Here is a 23,298-nt window from a genome sequence, read left to right on the forward strand (position 1 = left end):
GAATGTTAAATGTCTAGGTACTAAAGTAAATTATTCGGGCGAATTGTTTCTTAAATGCACATTATTATTTACTTTCGCATCATAATATTAGATTAAAAAGAGCGTATGTCGACTTACGAAGAAGGTTCACCAAGAAAGAAAACAAAATCTGTTTATGTATCCACGGTTATCAGTATAGCCTTGGTATTACTGATGACAGGATTGTTAGGTTTGATTTTGGTACATGCTAAAAACCTATCCAAATATGTCAAGGAAAATATCGTCCTCAATATCATTGTAAATGACAACGTAAACGAAGGCGATGTATTGGCTATGCAAAAAGATCTCGAAAAGGATCCTTATGTTTTGCGTACAGAATATATTAGCAAGGAACTCGCTGCTAAAAATCTAAAAGAAGATCTGGGTGAGGATTTTGTAGAATATTTGGGACATAACCCCCTATTGCCGTCCATTGACGTATACCTAAAAGAACAGTATGCTAATACAGATAGTATACAGACTTTTATCCAAAAATCGGCAAAAAACAGCCGTGTAAAAGAAGTTGTATTTCAAGAATCACTCATTGATATGGTCAATAAAAATATCCGTATCATTGGAATTGTTGTGTTAGGATTCACCATTGTATTGTTAGTCATCGCCGTCGCGTTGATTAATAACACCATCCGTTTAGCTATCTACTCGCAAAGGTTTCTTATTAAGAGTATGCAGCTTATCGGTGCAACGAAGAACTTTATTCGAAAGCCTTATTTACTATATGGTATATTCCATGGTTTGTTGGGTGCTTTGATTGCCATTTTGTTATTAATATTTACTTTGCAATTTGCGCAAAAACAGATTCCAGATTTGGTGTTTTTACGTAATTGGTACGAGTTTGGTGCAATATTCCTCATCGTAGTTGGTCTAGGCATTGTAATCTCTGGTTTCAGTACTTACTTCGCGGTAACAAAATATTTAAGAGCTAAATCACATAGCCTTTATAGATAATGTGATTAAGTAATACACACTAAGTGGCGAGCGGGTCAAACTTTAAATGTATAAAAAGTGAACTATAAGGTGCAATCGTATTGGACCATTTAAATCACCAAGAACGAAATATGTCGGAAAAAAAACAACATCATACTACACAGTCAAAATCGGGCTTTGTTTTTGAAAAAATAAACTATCAGCTGTTTGTTGCGAGTGCACTAGTGGTCATTCTGGGTTTCATCCTCATGATGGGTACAGAAGATATCTACAGCTTTACAAAAATAACGTTAGCTCCTTTCGTCGTTGTCCTCGGATTCGCTTTAGGATTCGTGGCTATTTTATACAAATCCAAAAACAAAAAAAATAATTAAGGATGACCTATTTTCAGGCGATTGTCTTGGCAATCATTGAAGGATTAACAGAATTTTTACCTGTTTCTTCGACAGGTCATATGATTATCGGGACCGCATTAATGGGGATGGAGCCTTCTCCTTTCGTCAAGCTATTCACCATCGTTATTCAGCTTGGTACAATTCTTTCCGTTTTGGTTTTATACTACCGAAGGTTCTTTAAATCGCTAGACTTCTATTACAAGTTGATGGTAGCGGCTATTCCCGCTTCCATACTCGGCTTAATACTCAACGACTTTATCGACTCTCTTCTCGAAAGTCCATTGATGGTAGCGGTGATGTTGGTTATTGGTGGTGTTATCTTATTATTCGTAGACAAATGGTTTAACAGACCGCAAGTCGATAATTCAGACGATATTTCCTACAAACAAGCGTTCATTATCGGATGGTATCAATGTTTGGCATTGATTCCGGGAACCTCACGTTCGGCGAGCACTATTGTTGGCGGCATGACGCAAAGCCTAACGCGTAAGGCCGCTGCCGAGTTTTCCTTTTTTCTAGCTATTCCAATGATGGCAGGCGCTTCAGTTGTTAAACTTTATAAGTTTCTTAAAGAAGGGCATGTTTTTACAGGAGAAGAAATAAACCTCCTTATCGTTGGTAACGTGATTGGTTTTGTTGTCGCAATTATCGCTATTAAAAGCTTTATTAGTGTATTAACAAAATACGGTTTTAAAGCGTTCGGATGGTATCGTATTATTGTAGGACTCGTAATTATTGGTTTATTATTGAGCGGACATAGCTTGGAAATTATATAAATGACAAACGTAGAAGAAACTGCCTCTTCCTTATTTGATTTTGCAGGAGGTGAGGTTCTATTGGTTGATAAACCTTTGGAGTGGACGAGTTTCGATGTGGTAGGGAAACTTCGCAATAGCATGAAACCCCAAAAGATTAAAGTGGGACATGCGGGCACGCTCGATCCCTTGGCAACCGGATTGCTGATTATCTGTACGGGTAAATTCACAAAAAGAATAGATTCTTTTCAGGCTGAAGATAAAGAGTATACGGGTGTTATTACATTAGGTGCAACCACACCCTCTTATGACTTGGAAACGGAGGTCGATCAAACGTTTGATTACACATCTATTACCGAAGCTGAAATTTACGATACAGCACAACAACAATTTATCGGCGAGCTTGAACAATATCCACCGGCTCATTCGGCTATAAAAATAAAAGGTGAGCGCGTGTACGAAAAGGCTCGTCGTGGAGAAGAAGTAGAATTGAAGGCGCGACGCATTGTAGTTAACAGTTTCGAAATAGTAAAAATTGAAATACCACATGTGTATTTCAGAATCACCTGTTCCAAAGGAACCTATATTCGCTCCATCGCGCATGATTTTGGAAAGGCGTTAGGAATCGGCGCACACCTTAGTCAGCTTAGGCGAACCAAAAGCGGCGATTTTCATGTTGAAAATGCTTGGAATTTGCAAGATTTGATCGAAAGAATTAAATTACACAAAACATCGTTTCAACAGCAACCAACAACGAATAATAAGTAGTGGTCCTTGCATGAGCTGCCTCCCAAACTACATGATTGATTCAACTCATGCAAGCTGAATTATAATTAAAAAGGAAATTGTTTTAAAAAAAACAAACCGAGTGTAACGAGCTCATCTAGACAATGGAGGTTTAACACTCATAGATAACTATTTTAATGAAAATATATAAAAGTTTAGATGAATTTGAACCATTATCGAATGCTATCGTAACCATCGGTACATTCGACGGCGTGCATATAGGTCATCAAAAAATCTTATCCAAATTAAGGGAATGCGCTGCAGAAAGAGATGGTGAAACGATCTTACTTACTTTTTTTCCACATCCTCGACTAATAATTAACCCAAACGATGATAACTTACGTCTTATCAACGATATAGAGGAAAAAACACATCGATTAGCGCTCTCTGGAATAGATCATTTAATCATTACGCCTTTTACACGGGATTTTTCCAATCAAACGGCGGAGGAGTACATTAGTAACGTCTTGGTTGGTCGGTTAGGCACCAAGCAGATTGTGATCGGCTATGACCACCATTTTGGCAAGGATAGACAAGGTTCCATCAAAGATTTGAAAGAGTTAGCAGAAATATATGATTATACAGTTGAGCAGATCCCGGAACAGGATATCGAGGATGTTGCTGTGTCGTCGACCAAAATAAGAGAATCCTTAATCAAAGGGGATATTGAAACAGCCAATAAATATCTCGGCTATCCATTTGAATTGACGGGGACAGTAGTCCGTGGAGATCAAATAGGACGGGAAATAGGGTTCCCTACTGCTAATCTCAATGTACATGAAACACATAAGCTCATACCTGCGTATGGTATATATGCTGTTGAGGTAGAAATATATTCAAACTTGTCCACCGTCCATACAGGAGAATACGTCGCCCCACAGCCCGACCGTATAGCCAAAGGAATGGCTTATATTGGTACCCGACCGACAGTAGATGGCATGAACCGAAAAATAGAAATTAATTTGCTGGATTTTACGGATGATATCTATTCAACAACATTACGGGTCAAGTTTCTAAAATTTATTCGACACGACCAATGGTTTGATTCGTTAGACGCGATGCGAAGCCAGATCAAGAAAGACGAAAAGAATATTCGGGAATACTTCGGTATAGCAAATTAAATCTCTATTGGATAAAAGACTTGACCGAGGTTATTTAGGTCTGTTAAATCAACAGGTTTTTGAAATATGCCAAATACCGCCGAGCCGGAGCCTGACATAGAAGCATAGATAGCCCCTTGGGCATATAGGGCCAATTTGATATCTTTCACAACTGGATGCTTTTCGACAACAAGTTCTTCAAAATCGTTTTTAACATAGAATTTCCAATCTTGTATAGGAAGTTGCAACACATCTCTCAAATCTTCCTCAGCAGCACGAGGCGTGATGCTTTGATAGGCCTCCGCGGTGGCGATATTTACCGCTGGTTTAACGAGTACTAAAAATTTATCCGATAGATCGAGCGAAACAGAAGATAAATCCGTTCCGATCCCTTGGGCATATAGCGGTTTGTTTTGAATAAAAAAAGGACAATCTGCTCCCAATTTGGCAGCCTCTTCTTCCAGCTGTAGATCAGAGAGTCCAATACCAAATTTTTCATTCAGCATTTTCAACACAAATGCGCCATCTGACGAGCCTCCCCCTAATCCCGCTCCATAGGGAATCTGTTTATGTAAATGGATATGTACCGATGGTAAACTAACTCTTTCGTCTAATAACCGGTAAGCCCTTAAACATAGATTATTATCCGCTGCCGGCAAATGCATTCCTGTAATTTCCAACGTCGTTTTCGCAGTAGATTCTTTCGTTGTGATTTCTATAATATCATATAATGGAAAAGGATAAAATACCGATTCCAACAGATGATAACCGTCCGCACGCTTGTCGACGATATTCAGTCCTATATTGATTTTAGCATTTGCAAATGAAATCATAATGCAATATTACTTAACTTTCGTTATAAAATATAACGTAGTTTAAGAATAAAGGAACGATGTCATTAATCAATTTTTTCATCTTCTTTTTCCCCGTGAAAAAGAAGCAAAAACCTCGTCGCTTCAGATATTTGAGATAATGGATAGTACGAAGGATGAGTTTCTACATACTCAAACATCTGGATGCGACAATTAAAGTTAAGGAGGGAATCATGCAATAGCACTCCCCCTTTTTTAACCTCTAATGCCACATATAAACTATTCTCGATGCGGGGAAAGTCCCGGGTAGTGGGACGCATCAAAATTTTGAAATATGTAGAAATATTATAGATGCACTATCTATCCCATCAAAATTTTAAAGTGTCGATTTTTTTGTTTACTTTTTTTAGGTAAAAAAAGTAAAAGCCATGTCGCGGTTTGAGCGACACAAAAATATTAATCGTTCGTTAAACCTTAACAACGAAGGTTTCAAGAAGCTTTTGCTAGAAAGCGCTTGAGTTTGTAACTTGCAGCATTCGAAAGGCATTGTATGGTGATTCGCACGATAAGTTTATTGTTTTCTTTACTCGTAGGCATTTGTTGCTATGGACAATCCATTTCGTCTATTGGAAGCCCGTATGTCCAGAATTATACCAAGTCACAATATAAGGCAGGAAACCAAAACTGGAGTATTGATCAGGGGGCGGACGGCGTCATATATGCGGCAAATAGTGACGGTTTAATGGTATACGATGGCGCATATTGGGAGATATATCCCTTAAAAAATAAAACGGGCGCACGCAGCGTACGAGTGGGACGGGACGAAAAGATATATGCGGGGGGTAAAGAAGAGTTTGGTTTTTTCGAAAAGAGGAAAGGTAAACTTCATTATCACTCCCTAACACACCTCGTCGAACCTGAGATCATCCAAAACGATGAAATATGGAAAATTCTCTTCACAGGTGATTCGGTTATTTTTCAATCGTTTTCCAAGTTTTATCTTCTACATCACGATAAAATAACAACACATTATGGAAATGGCGAACCATTCCTCTTTGCGCATCAAGCCAGAGAGCGTATATGGCTGGAAAAGATTCCCAGCGGATTAAGTATTTGGGGACGTAATGGTTTTATACCATTAGAGACACGACTGACCAACGTATTGGTGCTTCTCCCTTTTAACGAAAATGAAACATTAGTTGGAACAGCAAAAGATGGTCTCTTTTTGTTGAATGATAATGGGAAGGCCGCCCCATGGAACACGAATCCCCTATTAAATGAAATTCTTAAAGAAGCCCAAATAAACAATGGCATTCAAATAGACAATAATACATTCGCGCTCGGGACCATAAAGAACGGTATCCTCATCGTCGATAAAACCGGAACAATACGCCAACATATTCACAAGCGAAATGGCCTCCAAAATAATACTGTACTCAGCATGGTATTGGACAAACAAGGTAATATATGGGCAGGTTTGGATAATGGTATCGATCGTATTGAAATTAGCTCGCCATTTTATTACTACAAAGATATTTTTGGGGAGCTAGGCACAGTATATGCCATCAAGGTATTTCAAGATAAAATATATCTCGGAACGAATCAAGGTCTATTTTATAGCCACTGGGAAGCAGACAGCTATACCCAGCAACTTCAATTTCGGTTCATCCCGCATTCACAAGGACAAGTCTGGTCATTAGAGATATTCAATAATCAACTTATCTGTGGACACAACGATGGTACTTTTATAGTTCAAGGCAATCGGATGGAGCGAATATCAACGTGGACAGGTGGTTGGCAAAATATCCAACTTAGACCAAACGCGCCGTTTTTCATACAGGGTAATTACACGGGGCTAGCTTTATTTGAAGACCGCCAAGGATGGCAATTAAATCATAAATTTGACGAACCGAAACAAGCCGTTCTTCAGCTTTATCCTTGGGAGAATATGACCTTCTGGGCGGTTTTTAACAACAGTATTCAACTGGTAGAACTATCGACGGAAGATCCGTCGATCAAAACGCTAAAAACTTTCTCATTCGCGGAGGATTTTCCCAAGATCCAACGTGTTACGCCTACCAACATCCGAGGCAATACGGTTTTTGCGACCGATAAAGGCTTTTTCACGTACGACAGGGTATTGGCCAAGTTCGTTGCATATGACGACTTAAATAAATCGCTCGGTTCTTTTGCTCATTCCTCCGGCATTAGGGAGCGTGACAATACCACTTACATTTTCATCAACGACGGACGTTTTGCGTTAGTCGAGTGGAAAGAAAACACAATCCGTATTGATTCTGCAACATTTAATGTATTAGAAAACACGGTTATGAAAAACTACGAAAATGTCGAGTTTGCAGCAGATCGGTTTCTTTTTGCACTAGATAATGGCTTTGTTGCCTATAACCCAGATTTCAGTCATAGTATACCTATTGAAAGTCCGGTCATAAAGGGAATACAAGATATTTCGGTGACGAGCAATGATTCCATTCGCTATCTCGAAGTGGATAAGCCCTTTTCATACAATCATAACAATATACGCGTCTTATTTTCCTCCCCCTGGTATTCCAGTACACCGCTCAAATACCAATACCAACTAGAGGGACACCATAATAAGTGGTCTAGTCCGTCGGAAATACCCTATATTGATTTCACAAATCTTTCGTGGGGAACTTACACGTTTAAGATTAGGGCAATTTCCACCAACGGACAAATTTCAGAAGTCAGCCAAATTATATTCACCATTGCTCCCCCATTTTATCTCCAATGGCCAGCTCTTCTTCTATATCTCATTATTTTGGTATTGGTCATTATGATGATCCGACAACGTATTATTGAGAAAATAAAACAAGACAAGCTTCAATTAAGACAGAAACTTCGTCGTCGCCAGGAGGAGTTGTTACGCCGTGAAGCCGAACAAAATGAAAAGAAGCTCATGCAGCTAAAAAATGAACAGCTGGAGCAGGCATTAACCCAAAAAAGCCGGGAACTTACTAGTGTAGCGACTAATATCGTCTACAAAAACGAGTTATTGAGCAATTTGCAGGAAGAGCTTTTCAACGTTAAGGACAGAGCAGGCAATAAGCTATCTGCCGACCAGTTGCAAAAAATAAACAAACTGATGGACAACGCCCGGAGTGATGAACGAGATTGGGACATATTTGAAAAGAGTTTTAACGAGTCGCACGAAAATTTCTTCAAGAAATTGAAATCCGACTATCCAAGCTTGTCTCCAAATGATCTTAAACTGTGTGCCTACCTGCGCTTGAATATGTCGAGTAAAGATATTGCTTCCCTATTAAATATCACCACACGTGGTGTGGAGGTGCGTCGCTACCGCTTACGTAAGAAATTCAATCTGCCGACCGAGAAAAACCTTAGTGAATTTCTGTTAGAACGTTAAAACACTACATCAAAACTACTACATTCCAATAGTGTACATTTAACACGAACCAATACAATCTGTGCAAGCCATAAAATGCCACAAACCACTATTAACGAATGAACTACACAAACAAAACACAACGATATTAGCAGGATTTTACACATAGAGTAGTAATGTATAGGGCGATAATTTCCACTTAAAACCAATACATCACATCTTTGTTATCATTATAAACACGGTGTTACAATAACCCGTTATTGTGTCACGATTATAAACATAACAAACTAATTCTATGAGGAATTTATTTATACTTTTTTTGTTTTTAACCACTACCCTATCCTATGGATATGGACAGGTTAAGACCGTCACCGGCACAGTAAAAGACAGCCAGTCTTTGATAGGTCTTCCGGGGGTTACCATTTCTAAGTCGGATGGAACCGGAAGTCAAACCGATGCTGCTGGGCAGTTCTCTATTGAAGTCGGTCCAACAGATTCTTTGACATTTCGTTTCATCGGTTATACACCGCAGACAGTAACCGTAGGTGATCAAGAGCTGCTTGATGTCTTCTTGATCAGTGAAGATCAGGCGCTAGAGGAGGTTGTTGTTATTGGGTATGGTACGGCCCAAAAGCGTGATCTTACGGGTTCCATTACCCAAGTAAAAGGTAGTGAGATTGTCGATAGACCGGGTACCAATCCTGTTTCCAATCTTCAGGGTAAAGTTGCCGGTCTACAGGTAACGAACTCCGGTAGACCTGGGCAGGAACCTGATATCAGGATTCGAGGTACGAATTCCATCAACGGTGCTAAACCTTTATATGTTGTAGACGGATTATTGAACGACAATATCAATTTTCTTAACCCTTCAGATATAGAGAGTATCGAGGTGTTGAAGGATCCTTCGTCCTTAGCGATCTTTGGTGTCCGGGGAGCAAATGGCGTAATTGCTGTCACGACCAAACGAGCAAGAACAGGTCAATTGGACTTTGAGTTTAGTTCCAGAATCGGCGTTAAAAATGTCGCGCATAGAATGAAAATGGCGAATGCTGCACAATTCAGAGAATTATATGATGAGCAACGCGTCAATCAAGGCGATTCTCCTTTTGATTACACTCATTGGACGGGTGACACGGACTGGCAAGACGAGATTTTTCAAAATGGCATCATCAACTATAACAATTTAAGTGTTAGTGGTGCTACCGAAAGAAACAGTTTCCGAATGGGTATAGGCTATGCCCATGATGAAGGCGTTATCCACCATGAAAGACATAAACAGTTTACCTTCAATATCAGCGACGAGCTGAAAATAACCGACAATTTCCGAACTGGTGTCGTCTTAAATGCATACCGAGCCCAGCTACCACAGGAGCGTGATGTATTTGCTGCTATTTTAGCGTCTCCTATCGCCCCCGTTTTTAATACGGAATATGGCTTGCTTCATGCCATGCCTGAATTTCAAAGACCACAGGTAGACAATCCTCTCGTGAGCATAGAGGATCGAAAAAATACGCAGATTCGAATGAATTATCGTGTAGTCGCAAACGGATATGCGGAAGTTGACTTTCTGGAACACTTTTCGTTCCGTACCAATTTATCTGCGGATTACGGATTTAACCAATCACGATTATACCAGGGACTCGTAAATGTTTATAATCCAGATATGGAAGGCGACGATAAAACAGAGCGTATCGGCAACCAATTGACGAATATTCGCCAGGATCAGGATAAATATTATAAGTATCAAACCGACTGGCTATTGAACTACAGTAATAGTTTTGGTAAGCACAACCTAAATGCCATGGCAGGTTTCACTACCTATATGCAAGGAATTGAAGCGACATGGGCACGCCGCACGCAAGGCTCCGGCATGGAGATCCCTAATGATCCTTCTTATTGGTACGTAGGTATAGGAGATCCGAACACCACTACAGGTACTGGCACGGCGTCTGAATACCGCACTCTATCGTATATGGTCAGAGGTATATATAACTATGACAGAAAATACTTGTTGAACGCTTCCTTTAGAAGAGACGGTTCTTCTGCTTTTGCCAAAAACGGAAATGCATGGCAAAATTTTTATGCTATAGGTGGTGCATGGGTAGTAAGCGACGAAGGCTTTATGCAGGATCAAGACATCATCAATAATCTAAAAATACGGGGGTCTTGGGGTACTTTAGGTAATCAGGATGTTGGTGGAAATCGCTATCCTATGTACCCACAGTTGGTGGCCGGGAGTTCTGCCGTTTTCGGAAATACCTTGATCCCTGCCTACGGTCCGGAATATATTCCTGATCCCAATCTCCGTTGGGAGGTTGTAAAAAGCTGGGAAGCGGGTTTCGAGTTGGGAGCCTTCAATAACCGATTACAAGCAGAAGCTGTTTATTATCACAAAAACACAGACGGTGTATTGGTTAGAATCCCTGGCATCTTTGGTAGCCTTCCCGGGTTAGGTAATCTCGGAAACATCGAAAACAAAGGGATCGAAGCTTCTCTTCGTTGGAATCAACAAATTGATGAAGACTGGTCGTTCTCGATAGGCGGAAATATTACTACGGTGAAGAATATGGTCAACAACCTGTCAACGGAAGGATACCAGGTTATCGAAGGTCCTTCCCGCACTACTGCCGGCTATCCGATCGGATATTTTTTCGGCTATATTCATGATGGCATATTCCAAAATGAAGCCGAGGTAGAAGAATACGCAGAAAATGGTATCGTAGGTGGTGTGTTCCGTCCGGGAGATATTCGTCTCCGTGATACGGATAACAACGGCACTGTGGATGTAAATGACCGTACAATGATCGGTAATCCGACGCCTGATTTCTATTACGGCGCTTCCTTATCTACTTCCTATAAAAATTTTGATCTTGGACTCGAATTTCAAGGTGTCTATGGTAACGACATCATGCGTACTTGGAATCAAAACCAATTTGCCACCCTCAATTTCCTACAAGATCGTCTAGGCCGTTGGAATGGACCCGGAACAAGCAATTGGGAACCCATCATCGATGAAGGTCGTGCAATCAACAGACAGTACTCTTCCTATTTTATTGAAAGTGGTAGTTTCTTCCGGTTACGGGATGTAACATTAGCGTACCGCTTTCCACAGAAAATGCTACAGTCGATGAGACTGAAAAATTTACGTGTATTTTTAAATGCGCAAAATGTATTTACATTTTCCAACAATACCGGATTTACACCGGAAATCGGGGGTAGCGCCATATCCTTCGGAGTGGATAATGGCACGTATCCCGTTCCCGCTGTTTATACATTTGGTGTAAACTTAAATTTTTAACTCTAAATCCTGAACAGACATGAAAACAAGACATAGTAAAGCATTTTTATTAGTTATTACCCTGATAGGGTGCATATTAACGACAAGCTGTAGCACAGATTGGTTAGACATACAACCTCAGGGTCGCTTTACAGAAGACGATCTCCCTCCAGGTTCTTTAGAAGGGCAAGTTTTTGCTGCCTATGCAGGTTTGCGAAGTGAAGCCACAAGTGGTTTACCTTATGCAGCGGTGCACAATATCCGCTCCGATGATGCACATCTCGGTAGTAGTTCGGGAGATTACGCAGCTGCCGGCCCGATATATGACGAATTCAATTATCCGCTCGATCATTGGCTTACCAATGGCTATTGGACCGGTCATTACGGATTAATCAACTTAGCCAATAATGTGCTGGCCGCAGCAGATTCAATAGAAGAAATTACAGATCTTACCGTGATCAATATCGGAGAAGCCAGGTTTCTTCGTGGGTGGGCATATTTTAATCTTGTCCGGACATTTGGAGAAGTGCCGTTAATCGACTTTCGTATCACAGATCAAGCATCAGCTATACGACCGAAGTCTACTATTGCCGAGATCTATCAACTTATCGATGAGGACGTCCAAGCGGCTGTATCCGCTTTGCCTGAGGAATGGCCTGACCATCCTGGACGACTTACGAGAGGAGCTGCTTTATCACTGCAGACAAAAACTTATATGGCACGCCAGCGTTTCTCAGATGCGTTAGCTTCTGCCCAAGCGGTCATTAGTTCCGGCATATACGACTTGAACACGCCTTACCAGCTCATCTTTAGAGAGGAAGGAGAAAACAGTAGCGAATCTATATTTGAGATACAAGCGCTATTCGACGGTGTACAGGATTTCGGCGTAACATGGGCTAGCAGACAGGGTATTCGGGGGTCCGGACCATGGAACCTGGGATGGGGCTGGAATATTCCTCATCAGCGACTTATTGACGCTTTCGAACCGGACGATCCCCGCCATCACGCTACCGTACTGTATAGCGGTGGTACAACATACGACAATCAGATCGTACCGACTAATCTGCCCCGACCACAATGGAATTATAAAGTGTACACCAATAAAGCCCTTAGAGACCGTTACGGAAGCCTAGGCGGTGATTGGTTTAATGTACGTATCATCCGTTATGCAGATATTGTTTTATTAGCAGCGGAGGCGGCTAATGAGATCGGAGGAGAAGATAATATCGATCTCGCACTCGAATACTTAGAAGATGTAAGAGCAAGAGCACGTGGAGGCAACAACGATATATTACCAGCGGTAACGACACGTGACCAAGAAGAGCTTCGCCAGGCGATACGCCACGAGCGACAAGTGGAACTTGGGATGGAAAATGAACGTTTTTTTGATCTTATCCGTTGGGATATTGACGTGGAAACCATGCATTCAGCAGGCCATACACAGTATCAGATTCGTAATCGCTTCTTCCCTATCCCACAACCGGAAATTGACCGCGCAGGAGGGGTCCTAATCCAGAATCCCGACTATTAATCTATGAACAATTCGTCATCTTTAACTAAAAAAATGAAAAAACATATAATATATTTAAGTATTCTCGCCGGTATCCTGTCCTGTACCTCTCCAAGCAGGACAGAAAACGATACCGGCAAAGAAACTGAACCATCAGACACCACCCTTTCCGACGGTTCTTTAATAAATCTTGTCCAAGAACAAACCTTCCAATATTTCTGGGACGGTGCTGAACCCAATTCGGGATTGGCGAGAGAGCGTATTCACATCGACGGTGAATATCCTCAAGATGACGAAAATGTGATCACTATTGGCGGTAGCGGATTTGGTCTCCTAGCTGTCTTGGTGGGCATACACAACGAATACATTACTAAAGAAGAAGGACTTGCAAGATTTGACAAAGCATTAGCGTTTCTCGACACAATAGAACGTTTCCAAGGCGCTTGGTCGCACTGGTATTTCGGCGACACCGGAAAATCGAAGGCGTTCAGTGAAAACGATGATGGAGGCGATATCGTAGAGACCGCGTTTATGGCACAAGCCCTAATCGCCATTCGAGAGTACTACAAAAACGGCAACGATGCAGAGCAAGCGATCGCTGCTAAAGCCGACGAGCTATGGAAAGGTATCAACTGGGATTTTTACCGAAATGGGAAAAATGTGCTTTTTTGGCATTGGAGCCCGAAGCATGGCTGGGGTATGAACCATGCTATTCAAGGGTTCGATGAATGTATGATCGCTTACATTTTAGGTGCTTCCTCTCCTACACATGCTATTCCCGTAGACACCTATCATAAAGGCTGGGCACGCGATGGTGATATCCGTACGTCGATTACGAAATACGATATACCGACCGTTGTTAAACACAACGCTAAAGAAGGTGAAGTCGGCCCACTATTTTGGTCGCATTACTCCTTTTTGGGCTTAAACCCGAATGGACTATCTGATCAATATGCTAATTATCAAGAAGTAGTGACCAACCATGCTAAAATTCATATTGCCTACGCGGAGGAAAACCCTAAACAATTTAAGGGATACGGAGTGGATAAAGGTTGGGGATGGACGGCAAGTTATTCTACAAATGGTTATAATGCCCATCATCCAGACAACGACCCTACCGGTGTGATTTCTCCTACCGCAGCCATTTCATCTATTGCCTATACGCCGAAAGAAAGTATTAGTTTTATGCACTATTTAAAAGATAGTATCGGTGATAACATATGGGGTAAATACGGTTTTTACGACGCATACAGCGAATCCGAGAATTGGTACCCACAACGCTATCTCGCCATCGATCAAGGTCCGATAGTCGTGATGATTCAGAATTATAAAGATGGATTCATCTGGGACTTATTCATGGGCGCACCTGAAGTACAAGAAGGTTTAAAAAAATTAGGGTTTTCCATGCCCAAGTTTAGGTAATAAAACCAGTCTATGTTCACATACAAAATAAAATATCCCCTTTACGTCTACATAGCGTGTATAACTTCCCTTAGTTCATACGGTCAAACGGATGCCCAGCGCCCTAATGTAATATTTATTATGAGCGACGATCATGCTGAACAAGCCATCAGCGCATACGACCATCCTATTTCCCAAAAAGCGTCGACCCCCCATATTGACCGTATCGCCAGGGAAGGAGCACTATTTTTAAATAACTATTGCAGCAATTCCATTTGCGGGCCTAGCCGAGCAGCAATATTAACGGGTAAGCACAGCCATAAGAACGGATTTATGCGAAATGGGAATAAGGGTTTTGATGGCACCCAACAGACACTTCCCAAAATACTACAGCAAAACGGTTATGAAACAGCTATTATTGGGAAATGGCATCTCATTTCAAAACCAACGGGCTTCGACCACTGGGAAATTTTAAACGATCAGGGAGATTATTACAATCCCTATTTTATCACAGAACAGGATACGGTTCAGCATATGGGCTATGTCACCGATTTGATTACCGATCTCACCAAAGACTGGTTAGATAATCGGGATAAAAAAAGACCCTTTTTCTTGATGCTGCATCATAAAGCCCCCCACCGTAACTGGGTGCCTGCCGAACGGCATTACAAACTTTACGAACACACGACCTTCCCCCTACCCGAAACATATTTCGATGATTACGAAGGGCGATACGCGGCTTCGCAACAAGAAATGAACGTCTATAAAGACATGTACGAAGGCCACGATCTGAAGATGGTAACCGGTATCGACTCAGACACTTTATTGTACGACCCTTGGCCACACGCGTTCTTAGAAACCATGACGCCCGCAGAACAGGAACGCCTCTTCGCGGCTTATAGAGATCGTAACAACGATTTTTATACCACAGAACGTACGGAAAAAGAAAAAGCTATCTGGAAGTTCCAACGCTATATGCAGGATTACTTAGCCACCGTTAAATCGGTTGATGAAAGTGTCGGTGCGATTATGGACTATCTTGAAGCTACCGGATTGGACAAAAACACCATCGTTATCTACACCTCCGATCAAGGCTTTTACCTCGGTGAACATGGGTGGTTCGACAAACGATTTATGTACGAAGAATCTTTTGGTATGCCGCTGCTCATGTCCTATCCCGAACTTATCAAGCCGGGCATCACGGTAGATGGTTTAACACAGAATATCGATTTTGCCCCCACCCTATTGGATATGTGTCAGATTGCCATACCCGATGACATGCAAGGAAAATCTTTCAAAGCACTCGTACAACATGGAAAAACGCCAAAAGACTGGCGAAAATCACTATACTATCATTATTTTGAATTCCCCGGCTTTCATAGTGTTCGTGCCCATTATGGCGTAAAAATGGAGCGATATAAATTAATGCATTTTCCAAAAGAAAATATTTGGGAACTCTATGATATCGAAAACGATCCATCCGAGATCAACAATATATACGGTCAACAAGGAACCGAGAAAATAACGAAGGAACTCCAGCAAGAATTGCTGGAACTACAAGATAAATATGAAGTTGACGAAGAATATCGATAAAATAAAAAGCAAAACAACGTCTCTAAGGCTGGTTGGCATTTTCATGCTGTTCCTCTTTTTGACGATCACTGTCCATAGCCAAAGTATGCGCGCCGACACGTATTGTAATCCTCTTAATCTCGATTATACCTACATGATCTACAATGCGCATCGCGACATATCCTACCGCTCGGGAGCCGATCCGGCAGTTGTCGAATTCCGCGGTGAATACTATATGTTCGTTACCCGATCCATGGGCTATTGGCATTCTACCGACTTACAAAACTGGAACTTTATCACGCCCGAGAAATGGTATTTTGAAGGATCAAACGCGCCGGCAGCACATAACTACAAAGATTCTGTATTATATGTTACCGGTAATCCATCCGGGCACATGAGCGTTCTCTACACAGACGACCCTAAAAAAGGCGATTGGAAAGCCACTCCCTCCATCATTAACAACCTGCAAGATCCGGATTTATTTATCGACGACGACGGACAGGCGTATATGTTCTGGGGCTCATCCAACAAGTTTCCCATCCGCGGGCGTAAATTGGACAAAAACAAACGGTTTATCGCGGACTCCGTCATCGCGGAGCTCTTTAATCTAGAACCCGAAAAACATGGCTGGGAACGCTTCGGAGAAAACCATACGGATACCGTATTGGGCGGCTATATTGAAGGACCGTGGCTTACCAAACATAACAACAAATATTATATGCAATATGCCGCGCCCGGCACGCAATTCAATGTCTACGGCGACGGCGTATATATAGCCGACCATCCGCTAGGTCCGTATACCTATCAAGCTCACAATCCGGTTTCTTATAAACCTGGAGGCTATATGAATGGTGCGGGACATGGCAGTACCGTCATCGGTCCGGGCGGTCACTATTGGCACTTCGCCACGATGGACTATTCGGTCAACATGACCTGGGAACGGCGCCTGTGCATGTTCCCCACATTTTTTGACGACGATGGCATCATGTATACGGATACCTATTTCGGAGATTATCCGCGTTATGCCCCTTCTGTGCCGAATAAAAGAGGAGCATTTAGAGGTTGGATGTTGCTGTCTTATAATAAACCCGTCCGTGTATCATCAGCACAAGATGGCTATGATGCCTCGGCATTGACCGATGAGATCGCAAAGACGTCTTGGCTAGCCGAAAACAATGATGCTAGTCAATGGGTTATTGTCGATCTGGAAAAACCGGCAGATATTTATGCGATCCAAATCAATTATGCCGATTACCGGTCGGATATGTATGGACGCATCGAGGGATTAAGACATCGCTATACATTGGAAGGTTCCGCTGACGGCAAAAACTGGTTTAAGATGGTCGATAAGAGTAACAGTTTTAGGGATACACCCAACGACTATATCGAGTTGGAATCTGCCGTATCGACACGTTATATCCGTTACAAGAATATCGAAGTACCTACTCCTCACCTAGCGATGTCCGAGATCCGTATCTTCGGAATAGGAAACGGTAAAAAACCTGCTCCCGTTAAAAATTTTCAGCTTGAGAGGCAGATGGATAGACGTGATATTTCGCTACACTGGACAAAACAAAACAACGCACAAGGTTATAATGTGCGTTGGGGCATTGCTCCGGATAAATTGTATAGTTCCTGGATGGTTTATGGTGACAATGAACTCTTGTTAAAATCCTTGAACACCGATCAGACGTATTATTTCGCGATAGAGGCGTTTAATGAAAATGGTGTTTCCGAATTGTCCGCCATCACTAAAATAGAATAAAGATAGAGATAAACCCTATAAATAAGGATCACAATCATGAAAGGAATAACCATATGGATGCTCGGTCTTGCGCTCTCATGGAGCGTTAGTCTCAAGGCCCAAACCGATATTAAGATGGATCAGTTCATTTCGGACCTCATGGGTATGATGACGGTAGAAGAAAAAATAGGACAATTGAATCTCGTTACCGGAGGCGAAGCCGTTACCGGATCAGTAGTATCTACCGGTGTAGAAGCTAAAATAAAAGCAGGTGAAATCGGAGGTATCTTCAGTATGTCTTCGCCAGCTAGAATACGGGCTGCACAGGAGCTTGCAGTTAAACACTCCCGCCTGGGTATCCCCATTATTTTCGGCATGGATGTTATTCATGGATATAAAACCATGTTTCCTATTCCGCTCGGTTTGGCAGCCACGTGGGATATGGATCTTATTCGTGAATCAGCTCGTATAGCCGCGGTAGAGGCTAGTGCCGACGGTTTGAACTGGACCTTCTCCCCGATGGTTGATATCTCGCGAGATCCGCGTTGGGGGCGGATATCCGAAGGAAGTGGTGAAGACACTTACCTTAGTTCGCGCATCGCAGCCGAAATGGTGAAGGGATATCAAGGTGATAATCTCGCCGCAAACAATACGTTGATGGCCTGTGTGAAACACTTTGCGCTTTATGGTGCCGCTGAAGCTGGAAGAGATTATCATACAACAGATATGAGCTTACATCGTATGTATAATGAATACTTCCCTCCGTACAAAGCTGCACTTGATGCCGGTGCCGGAACGGTCATGACATCGTTTAACGATATCAATGGTGTGCCTGCTACGGCCAATAGATGGCTGATGACTGACGTCCTGCGCGAACAATGGGGTTTTAAGGGCATGGTCGTTACGGATTACACAGCAATCAACGAGCTGGTTGAGCACGGTTTGGGTGATCTGCAAACCGTATCTGCGCTGGCACTGAAAGCTGGTGTACACATGGATATGGTGGGCGAAGGCTATCTGACGACTTTAAAGAAATCGCTGGAAGAAGGTAAAGTGACGCAGGTCGATATTGACGAGGCCTGTCGCTTAGTGCTGGAAACCAAATATAAATTGGGACTTTTTGATGACCCATTCCGCTATTGTGATGAAGAACGGGCGAAAACCGATATCCTCACCACAGCCCACTTAGCGAAAGCTCGTGAAATTGCGGGTAAATCTTTTGTTCTTTTAAAAAATGAAAACAATACCCTACCTTTAAAGAAAGAAGGTACATTAGCACTTATCGGCCCACTAGCGAATACCGGTTCCAATATGCCGGGCACTTGGAGTGTGAGTGCCGATCTGGAAAACACCCCGAGTTTATTGGAAGGTATGCAAGACGCTTTGGGCGACAAGGTTAACATCGTGCAACATTTAGGCGCAAACCTACTATCGGATGCAGCCTACCAAGAACGCGCCACCATGTTCGGGCGCACCATACCTCGAGATGACCGACCAGAAGCCGAAATTATTGCGGAAGCCCTACAAGTAGCGGAATCGGCGGATGTTATCGTAGCCGCACTTGGCGAATCCTCCGAGATGAGTGGTGAAAGTTCTAGCCGTACCGATCTGGACATCCCGGATACCCAAAAGCGGTTATTGGAGGCATTACTAAAAACAGGTAAACCCGTCGTCCTGGTTTTGTTTGCCGGCCGACCATTGACATTAACCTGGGAGCATGAACACGTTCCCGCTATATTAAATGTGTGGTTTGGTGGGACTGAAACAGGTAAAGCGGTCGCCGACGTACTCTTTGGCGATGTGAATCCTTCGGGAAAACTTCCGGCTACCTTTCCACAAAACGTTGGACAGATTCCGCTTTATTATAGTTCTAAAAACACCGGACGCCCACTGGCTGATGGTGCATGGTTTGAAAAATTTCGCTCGAACTATCTTGACGTAACGAACGAACCCCTCTACCCTTTTGGGTATGGCCTAAGCTACACCACGTATACATACAGTAACATCCAGTTGGACAAAACCAACATGAAAGCCGATGAAAAGATTACCGCAACGGTTACGGTGACAAATAGTGGAAACTACGATGGCGAGGAAGTAGTTCAACTTTATATTCGTGATTTGGTAGGTTCTGTTACCCGTCCGGTAAAGGAGCTTAAGGGATTTCAAAAGATTTCTCTTAAAAAAGGCGAGAGCCAGAATGTGTTTTTTGAAATCGGGGTAGAAGATTTAAAATTCTACAACGATGCGCTCGAGTTTGTCGCAGAACCGGGAGATTTTAAGTTATTTATTGGCACAAATTCGAGCGATGTTAAAGAAGCTGATTTTTCGTTGCTCTAACACAAAGCCCCCATTACGTCAAGTGACATAGCGTCTACCTCCATGTACATAGCGTCTATGTACAGTGACATAATCAACAAGTCACTGTAGTTGTCGGCTATGTCACGTTACATAACGTACTTGTTGCTTGACATAACGGCCATGTCCCTGTAGTGAACGATTAGCTGGCGTAACATGACACGGTTGTACTCGTACTCATCATACATGTTCCGTGCGTTAGTGGCGATGTCTCTGTAGTTGATGACAAAGTCACGGGACATAACTTATAAGTCATTTGGCATCTTTGCTTTGTCCCGGGACAAAGCAAAGATGTACCATGCGCGCATCAACATGTACATGTACATAATGGTGGTGATTCTTCCATCTGCAACGAATAGTATGACTATTTCTTTTAGGATTCTTCGTTTTTTCGTACTTTTACTTACTTTCAAGGTAAAACAAACTGTATCAAAATAAAGGGCATTTTATTTTAAATGAGCGAAGAGACAAATTTTCCGAACGGAAATCCTGATCAGAACACAGACCATTCAGAACACGAGCTAAATTCGACCACCATACCCCTATCGGGCTTGTATGAAAACTGGTTTCTGGATTATGCTTCTTATGTTATCCTGGATCGTGCCGTACCACATATCAACGATGGTTTTAAACCTGTACAACGCCGCATCCTCCATTCCTTAAAGGAAATGGACGATGGACGCTATAATAAGGCGGCTAATGTGATTGGTAACACCATGAAATATCATCCGCATGGAGATGCGTCGATCGGCGACGCCATGGTACAACTGGGGCAAAAGGATTTACTAATTGACTGTCAAGGAAACTGGGGCGATCCGATTACGGGCGACTCCGCCGCTGCTCCTCGTTATATTGAAGGTCGTTTATCTAAATTTGCCAACGAGGTGACTTTTAATCCGGACACCACGGAATGGCAGTTAAGTTATGACGGACGAAATAAAGAGCCTGTTACCTTGCCGGTAAAATTCCCACTCCTACTGGCGCAAGGAGCGGAAGGTATCGCAGTAGGCTTGGCGACCAAGATCATGCCGCACAATTTTATAGAGCTGATTGATGGTTCAATACAGGTACTGAAAGGTGAACGCCCAAATTTATTCCCCGATTTTCCAACAGGTGGATTTGCCGATGTCTCTAATTATAATGAAGGGCGCCGGGGTGGAAAAATCCGTGTACGCGCGCGAATCGAAGAACGGGATAAAAAAACATTAGCTATTACCGAAATCCCGTTTGGGACAACAACAGGTGGACTAATCGAAAGTGTGGTTACTGCGAATGAAAAAGGTAAAATCAAGATTAAAAGAATCGAAGATAATACGGCAAAGAACGTCGAGATTATTGTGCATTTGGCACCGGGTATTTCGCCAGATGTAACTATAGACGCATTATACGCCTTTACTGCTTGTGAAACATCCATTTCACCAAATACCTGTGTCATCATTGAAAACAAGCCGCACTTTATGAGTGTGAACGACATCTTGATTGAGAACACAAAACAAACGAAGGCGCTTTTAAAACGGGAGCTTGAAATTAAACTCCACGAATTGCAGGAGAAAATATTTTTCAGCTCACTGCTTAAGATTTTCATTCAAGAAGGCATGTACAAACATTCCAATTATGAAAATGCAGGCGACTTCGATACCGTCGTAAAAGTTCTAAATAGTCTTTTTGAGCCGTTCTTTGATCAATTTTATCGCGCGATTACACCGGAGGATTATAAGAAGCTTATCGATAAACCGATGAGTAGTATTACCCGCTTTGACGTGAAGAAAGCTGACGAGCAGATGAAGTCGCAGGAAGATGATATAAAAGTAGTCAAGCGGAATCTACGAAACTTGACCGAGTTTGCCATTGACTGGTTTGAACACCTTCGTAACAAGTATAGTAAGGGGCGGGAACGTAAGACAGAAATTCGAGTTTTCGATAAGGTCGAAGCCTCCCAAGTTGCCCTTGCTAATGCCAAACTTTATGTAAACCGAGACGAGGGCTTCATCGGAACCGGCATGCGTAAAGATGAATTTGTATCGGAATGTTCGGACATTGACGATATCATCGTCTTCCGCGCCGATGGCAAGTATTCGGTAACGAAAGTGCAAGACAAGGTTTTCGTAGGAAAAGATATTATCCACGTCGCTGTTTTCAAAAAAGGCGATGACCGTACTATTTACAACACAATTTACAAAGATGGTACATCGGGTACAAGCTACGTCAAGCGATTCGCTGTTACAGCCGTAACCCGTGATAAAGAATATGATATTTCAAAAAGTACAAAAGGTTCGAAAGTACTTTATTTCACGGCCAACCCAAATGGGGAAGCAGAAATTGTAAATATACAGTTAAAACCGCATTCAAAGTTACGTAAACTCACCTTCGATATTGATTTTGCAGAAATTGCTATCAAAGGTAGAGCGTCTCAAGGCAACATTGTTTCCAAATATCCGGTTAAAAAGGTCTCGTTTAAAAATGCGGGCGTATCGACGCTCGCGGGTCGTAAAATATGGTTCGACGATGTGCTTCGCCGTCTTAATGCAGACGAACGTGGCCGTTACTTAGGTGAGTTTGACGGTGATGATAAAATCCTATTGGTATATCGAGATGGTTCCTACGAATTCTCCAGCTTCGATCTCAGCAATCATTTTGATAGCGAAGTTTTACGCATGGAGAAGTTTGCACCGCAACATGTGTATACCGCAGTTCATCAAGATGGTAAATCGGGAACGTACTATGTAAAACGTTTTAAGTTCGACGATCAACCCATAGGAAAGCGTGTTTCTCTAATCAACGAGACCCCAGGTTCTAAACTTATTGTACTGACAAACGGTACAACCCCCATCGTTCGCGTGAATCTATTAAAGGGAAAAACACAAACACCCGAGACATTAGAACAATCGCTAAACGAAATCATCGACGTCAAGGGTATGCGCGCTCAGGGCAATCGTCTGTCGTTTCATACTGTAAAGAAAGTTAAGTTGATTACAGCGGAAATCGATTTTACAGAAAAAACTGAAGAGCAAACTGGAAATGAAGTTCGACTCCAGGTTGATAACACGGAAAAAGAATTTTCCATGGAGCCGCAGAAACAAGACACAACAGACGACAATGACAAGGTTTCCGTGGAAAAAACGAAAGAAAACGCGGTCGTGCTAGATAACGGGAACGATGAGATCAGTCTGGAAATTACAAATCCTGACGACGTTAATCTCGATGATTCGGGGCAAACATCATTATTCTAGCTTTTTCTTTTCTTGA

The 23,298-nt window shown here is 42.3% G+C and carries 14 protein-coding genes; 13 read left to right on the forward strand and 1 reads right to left on the reverse strand.

From position 1 onward, the window contains the following. Positions 1-105 precede the first annotated feature (105 nt). The 5 genes from H8B17_RS07095 (at position 106) to H8B17_RS07115 (ending at position 4,020) form a co-directional block, all read left to right on the forward strand. Positions 106-984, forward strand: coding sequence for a cell division protein FtsX (locus H8B17_RS07095; RefSeq protein ID WP_190308515.1), 879 nt, complete (start codon positions 106-108; stop codon positions 982-984). 110 nt (positions 985-1,094) lie between these two features. Beyond that, a complete protein-coding gene (locus H8B17_RS07100) occupies positions 1,095-1,337 on the forward strand; it encodes a DUF3098 domain-containing protein (RefSeq protein WP_190308516.1) in 243 nt (80 codons plus the stop codon). 2 nt (positions 1,338-1,339) lie between these two features. Next, entirely contained in the window at positions 1,340-2,134 is a 795-nt protein-coding gene (locus tag H8B17_RS07105) for an undecaprenyl-diphosphate phosphatase (protein ID WP_190308517.1), read from the forward strand. Further along, on the forward strand, positions 2,135-2,881 hold the full coding sequence (gene truB, locus H8B17_RS07110; protein WP_190308518.1) for a tRNA pseudouridine(55) synthase TruB: 747 nt from the start codon (positions 2,135-2,137) through the stop codon (positions 2,879-2,881). A 155-nt stretch (positions 2,882-3,036) separates the two neighbouring features. Beyond that, a complete protein-coding gene (locus tag H8B17_RS07115) occupies positions 3,037-4,020 on the forward strand; it encodes a bifunctional riboflavin kinase/FAD synthetase (RefSeq protein WP_190308519.1) in 984 nt (327 codons plus the stop codon). Here the strand turns inward: H8B17_RS07115 and ispE are convergent. After that, positions 4,017-4,832 carry a 4-(cytidine 5'-diphospho)-2-C-methyl-D-erythritol kinase gene (ispE, locus tag H8B17_RS07120; RefSeq protein WP_190308520.1) on the reverse strand — a complete coding sequence of 272 codons (816 nt, stop codon included), beginning with the start codon at positions 4,830-4,832 and terminating at the stop codon, positions 4,017-4,019. The genes H8B17_RS07115 and ispE overlap by 4 nt on opposite strands. 529 nt (positions 4,833-5,361) lie before the next feature. Between ispE and H8B17_RS07125 the strand changes: the two genes are divergently transcribed. The 8 genes from H8B17_RS07125 to H8B17_RS07160 all read left to right on the forward strand — a co-directional run bounded on the left by H8B17_RS07125 (position 5,362) and on the right by H8B17_RS07160 (position 23,282). Then, the gene (locus H8B17_RS07125; RefSeq protein WP_190308521.1) at positions 5,362-8,214 is read left to right on the forward strand and encodes a helix-turn-helix and ligand-binding sensor domain-containing protein; all 2,853 of its coding nucleotides are present in this window, start codon (positions 5,362-5,364) and stop codon (positions 8,212-8,214) included. 274 nt (positions 8,215-8,488) lie between these two features. Then, the gene (locus H8B17_RS07130; RefSeq protein WP_190308522.1) at positions 8,489-11,491 is read left to right on the forward strand and encodes a SusC/RagA family TonB-linked outer membrane protein; all 3,003 of its coding nucleotides are present in this window, start codon (positions 8,489-8,491) and stop codon (positions 11,489-11,491) included. A gap of 19 nt (positions 11,492-11,510) precedes the next feature. Continuing rightward, complete coding sequence (locus H8B17_RS07135) at positions 11,511-13,001, forward strand: RagB/SusD family nutrient uptake outer membrane protein (RefSeq protein WP_190308523.1); 1,491 nt, start codon at positions 11,511-11,513, stop codon at positions 12,999-13,001. 33 nt (positions 13,002-13,034) lie between these two features. Then, positions 13,035-14,402, forward strand: coding sequence for a glucoamylase family protein (locus H8B17_RS07140; RefSeq protein WP_190308524.1), 1,368 nt, complete (start codon positions 13,035-13,037; stop codon positions 14,400-14,402). A gap of 12 nt (positions 14,403-14,414) precedes the next feature. Continuing rightward, positions 14,415-15,974: a sulfatase family protein gene (locus H8B17_RS07145; RefSeq protein ID WP_190308525.1), complete on the forward strand. Its 1,560-nt coding sequence runs from the start codon at positions 14,415-14,417 to the stop codon at positions 15,972-15,974. Next, positions 15,949-17,718 (forward strand): family 43 glycosylhydrolase, encoded by a 1,770-nt coding sequence (locus H8B17_RS07150; RefSeq protein WP_223816413.1) that lies wholly within the window; start codon positions 15,949-15,951, stop codon positions 17,716-17,718. The genes H8B17_RS07145 and H8B17_RS07150 overlap by 26 nt, the downstream gene beginning before the upstream one ends. 57 nt (positions 17,719-17,775) lie before the next feature. Beyond that, positions 17,776-20,034 carry a beta-glucosidase BglX gene (gene bglX, locus H8B17_RS07155; RefSeq protein ID WP_223816519.1) on the forward strand — a complete coding sequence of 753 codons (2,259 nt, stop codon included), beginning with the start codon at positions 17,776-17,778 and terminating at the stop codon, positions 20,032-20,034. A 473-nt stretch (positions 20,035-20,507) separates the two neighbouring features. Continuing rightward, positions 20,508-23,282, forward strand: a complete 2,775-nt coding sequence (locus tag H8B17_RS07160) for a DNA gyrase/topoisomerase IV subunit A (protein ID WP_190308527.1) — start codon at positions 20,508-20,510, stop codon at positions 23,280-23,282. Positions 23,283-23,298: the final 16 nt, after the last annotated feature.

The organism is Sphingobacterium arenae (assembly GCF_014692505.1).
GTDB lineage: Bacteria > Bacteroidota > Bacteroidia > Sphingobacteriales > Sphingobacteriaceae > Sphingobacterium > Sphingobacterium arenae.